Source organism: Ectobacillus sp., from assembly GCF_056992975.1.
This window is the reverse complement of sequence record NZ_JBXKMX010000064.1, coordinates 1-4,414: the sequence shown is the minus strand read 5'-3', so window position 1 is coordinate 4,414 and position 4,414 is coordinate 1. Positions and strand designations below refer to the sequence as shown.

Genomic DNA, 4,414 nt, shown 5'->3' with positions numbered 1-4,414 from the left:
CATTTTTCCTATGACTGGATTCGTTCGAAAGTAAAAGTGTATGTCGATGGAAAGCTGCAGCTATACGATCACGTATTTTTGCATCCAAGTAAAAAGGAGTTAACAGCGCTTTTGCAAATGGAAGGGTTTACACACTTTGGCAGCTTGCTTGTCATTGATTCAGAACTGCAGCCTGCTTGGGTGAATGAGGTAAAAGAACTTGTAGAAGCTTACTCAGATTCCTTGCGCGGCGGAGTTTCGCTTCTGAAGGAAGGTGGCTTCACTATCCGAGTGCTTGGGAGTCAAACGCAGGCCATTGAACGACTGTTTCAAGCGTGTATGGATTACATTCGTGAGAAACAGCAAGCGCCAGTTATATCGATAAGAAAATATTAATATAGGAAAGAGCCTGACTTTGAGAAAGCAGGTTCTTTTTTGGTTTTTGGATGCTCAGCGTAGTAAACAGGAAGCATCCATTTACAATCAAAATCAACAATTCACACTTTATTCAAATAATTTTAAAGAAAATGCTAAAAAATCAGACGATTTCGAGGTACGATAGTAAAATAGACACAAAATGATAGGAGATTTTTAAGTTGAATGATACGATTTCATCTTTATTACAACAAATTGATGAAAGGAAAGAAGAATTGATTGCGCTTGCAAAAACGCTTATCTCCTTTGAAACGCCTGCCCCGCCGGCTCGTAATACAAGTGATATTCAGAAATATATCTCCTCTTTTTTACGAGAACGGGACTTTGATGTAGATATGTGGGATGTGTATCCTGGAGATCCCAATGTAGTAGGAATTCGCAAAGGGACACATTCTGATCAATTTCAAAGCTTAATCATAAACGGTCATATTGACGTCGCAGAAGTGTCTGCAGATGAGCCTTGGGTAACCGGTCCATTTCAGCCTTATGTAGAGAATGGCTATTTAGTTGGAAGAGGAGCTTCCGATATGAAGGGTGGCATCGCCGGATCGCTGTTTGCCATTAGGCTACTACAGGAGGCTGGCATTGAATTGCCTGGCGATTTGCTTTTTCAATCGGTCATTGGCGAAGAGGTCGGAGAAGCAGGGACGTTGCAATGCTGCAAGCGAGGATATGATGCAGATTTTGCGTTGGTTGTAGATACGAGTGAGTGTCATTTACAAGGGCAGGGCGGCGTCATTACGGGATGGATTACGGTAAAAAGCCCGCAAACATTCCATGATGCAACGAGAAGACAGATGCTCCATGCAGGCGGCAAGTTGTTTGGTGCCAGTGCTATCGAGAAAATGATGAAAATTATCCAAGGCCTGCAGGAATTAGAACGCCACTGGGCTGTTATGAAAACATATAAAGGATATCCTGCTGGCATGATGACGATTAACCCTGCGGTTATTGAAGGCGGGCGGCATGCGGCGTTTATCGCAGATGAATGCCGGCTTTGGATAACGGTTCATTTTTATCCGAATGAAACGCATCATCAAGTGATTGAAGAAGTTGAGGAATTCATTCGAAATATTGCAAACGCCGATCCGTGGTTAAAACAAAATCCTCCTCAGTTTACGTGGGGCGGGGAATCGATGATTGTAGACCGGGGTGAAATTTTTCCATCTCTTGAGATTGATCCAAATCATAGAGCGATTCAGACGCTAGCAGCTGTGCATGAAACTGTATTTCTAGAGAAAGCAGTCTTAGATATGTCCCCTACCGTAACCGATGGAGGTTGGTTTAGCGAATTCGACATTCCAGCCGTCATTTATGGACCAGGTTCCTTAGAAGAAGCCCATTCTGTCAATGAAAAAGTAGAGGTAGAGCAGCTTCTTACATTTACGAAAGCTGTCTTAGCTTTTATCTATGAATGGTGCTCTACGAGAAAAAGATAGGGGATTACTAGGGACAAAAAACATCATAATTATACTAGAAAAAGGAGTAATCATCATGATCTATGACACTATTATTATTGGCGCAGGTTCGATGGGAATGCCTGCCGGTTATTTTTTAGCGAAACAAGGAAAGAATGTGTTGTTACTTGATTCCTTTGATCCACCACATACGCAAGGAACGCATCACGGTGAAACGCGGATTATTCGTCATGCATACGGGGAAGGGGAAGGATATGTACCACTTGCGCTACGGGCACAGGAGCTTTGGACGGAACTGGAAGAAGAATCAGGAAAGCAGCTGTTTTATCAAACGGGGGTTGTCAATGTAGGAAAAGCATCTTCTCCGTTTATACAAGAAGTAATCAAAAGTGCTAACACATACTCGTTGCCGCTAGAAATACTTGAAAAACCCGAAATCGAAGCGAGATGGCCAGGAATCGCAGCAAAAGACGATGAAATTGCATGCCTAGAGCCGAATTCCGGTGTATTACGTGTGGAGGATTGCATCACCGCCTACCGCGAGCTTGCCGTCAAATACGGAGCTACAATTTTACCAAACACAAAAGTTACGAATGTATCTATTCTAAAAGATGAAGTCATCGTTTCTGCGAATGATAAAGAATACAAAGGAAAATCGGTAATTGTAACAGCTGGGGCATGGGCATCACAATTGCTTCAACAGGCAGGCATTGATTTGCCGCTCACTGTGCTTCGCAAAACCTTTTCCTGGTTTAATTGTCCGGAAGAGTTATATGGTATGGAACAGTTTCCTGCCTTTGCGTTTGAAACAGCGGATGGTACGTATTACGGATTCCCAAGCATTGAAGGGGCTGGCTTAAAGGTAGGTCGTCACGACGGCGGACGGGGAATGGATCCAGATGCACCTAGAGAAGAATTTGGTGTATTTCCAGAAGAAGCCGGGGACGTAACTTCCTTTGTTCAAGCGTATATGCCGCAAGTGAACGAAATGAAAATGGGGAAAACGTGCATGTATACGATGACGCCAGATGAACATTTTATTATTGATACACATCCTGAGCATCCAAATGTCGTATTTGCCTGCGGTTTTTCCGGTCACGGCTTTAAATTTAGCAGCGTCGTTGGCGAGCAATTAGCAGAGCTAGTACAAGAGGGAAAAAGCACATATGATTTGTCACTCTTTTCCGCAGGCCGATTTACAAAGGCATAAGGTAGCCATTCCTACAGGTATAATTCTCTCGTATTTTGAGGGGATTATACTTTTTTTCTTTTATAAGAAAAAAACGGGCGATAATGCCGCGATTGATACCCGAAAAAGAAGAAAAGGTGCCGGAGAGGGAATCAAAGGCAGAGATTGAAGCTCGTAAAAGAAGAATTAGTGCTGAAGCGGTAAGCAAAGCCGCCCATTAATGCCCGTAACCAAAGAAAAACGAGACGAACGGTAATCAAAGCCCTGGATTGACACCCGCAACTAAAAAAAGCTTAAAGCTTGGTCTTGATTATGCTATAGTTACAGATAAAATCACATGAATATTGGACAGGAAAAAATTCCTATATTAAGATATAATAGATTAAAAGATAGGCATATTACTTACGTAAATAACAATAACGACCTAGTATGGAAACGAGGATAGTTCAAATGAAAAAAACAGTGTTAATATGGATTGCTGGCATTTTTGCCGTTCTCTTAATTGGGGGAGGCATATATGCATTCACGGTGTATCAAAAGGTGTCAAATACAATGAACCAAATTCATCAATCGCTAAACCGAGACCATTCTTCGCAGCGACCTGAGAACGTGAGTGCAAAGGCGAAAAAACCAATTTCGATTTTGTTACTAGGCATTGATCCAGTCGGAGAAGATGAACTAGAAAGCAAAACAGAAACATATGGTCGTTCTGATTCCATTATGCTCCTTACGTTAAATCCGAATACCAAAACAATGAAGACGCTAAGTATTCCGCGTGATACATACGGAGAAATTGTTGGCAAGAATGAGAGTGACAACATTAACCGTGCATATGCATATGGGAACATTGACATGGCAGTGAACACAATTGAGAAGTATATGAATGTTCCGGTTGACTACTATGTAACAGTAGAAACAAGCTCGGTAAAGGATATTGTTACTATATTAGGCGGCATCGATGTGAATAACAATTTAGATTTCACAACGGGGACGATTCATTTTCCACAAGGAGTCGTTCATTTAACGGGAAATACGGCAGAGGCTTACGTACGTGATCGGTATAATGATCCTAGCGGAGACTTTGGCCGTCAGTCAAGAATTCGCGACTTGGTAAATGCCACTATTAAAAAGGGAGCGGATCTCTCATCCCTTTCCAATCTTGAACCAATCCTTACCGCCGTTGGCAAAGATGTGAAAACAAACCTAACGCAAGATGATATGATCTCAATCATTCAAAATTATAAAGATAGCCGAAATAATAATGAAGAGCTCCAACTATTAGGCGGAGAAGGTTTCTTCACAGGTACGATGTGGCATTACCGCGTAAAGGATGAAACGCGTAAGGAAGTTACAAACAAATTACGCCAAAACCTAGAACTTCCACTGCAACAAT

General features: G+C 42.0%; 4 protein-coding genes. All 4 read left to right on the top strand.

Annotated features, from left to right (window positions below; genetic code table 11):
• Positions 1–375: urease accessory protein UreD (locus tag AC11ZT_RS03340; RefSeq protein ID WP_484058247.1), on the top strand; the 375-nt coding region annotated here is incomplete at its 5' end.
• A 200-nt stretch (positions 376–575) separates the two neighbouring features.
• On the top strand, positions 576–1,853 hold the full coding sequence (locus AC11ZT_RS03335; RefSeq protein ID WP_484058246.1) for an acetylornithine deacetylase: 1,278 nt from the start codon (positions 576–578) through the stop codon (positions 1,851–1,853).
• Between the two features lie 55 nt (positions 1,854–1,908).
• On the top strand, positions 1,909–3,042 hold the full coding sequence (gene solA / locus AC11ZT_RS03330; protein WP_484058245.1) for an N-methyl-L-tryptophan oxidase: 1,134 nt from the start codon (positions 1,909–1,911) through the stop codon (positions 3,040–3,042).
• A 429-nt stretch (positions 3,043–3,471) separates the two neighbouring features.
• Positions 3,472–4,414, top strand: a 943-nt coding sequence (locus tag AC11ZT_RS03325) for an LCP family glycopolymer transferase (RefSeq protein WP_484058244.1), incomplete at its 3' end; no start/stop codon positions are given.

What these genes read in the sequence shown, in the direction of transcription:
- solA (WP_484058245.1), top strand. Translation starts at nt 1,909, where the DNA reads ATGATCTATGACACTATTATTATTGGCGCAGGTTCGATGGGAATGCCT.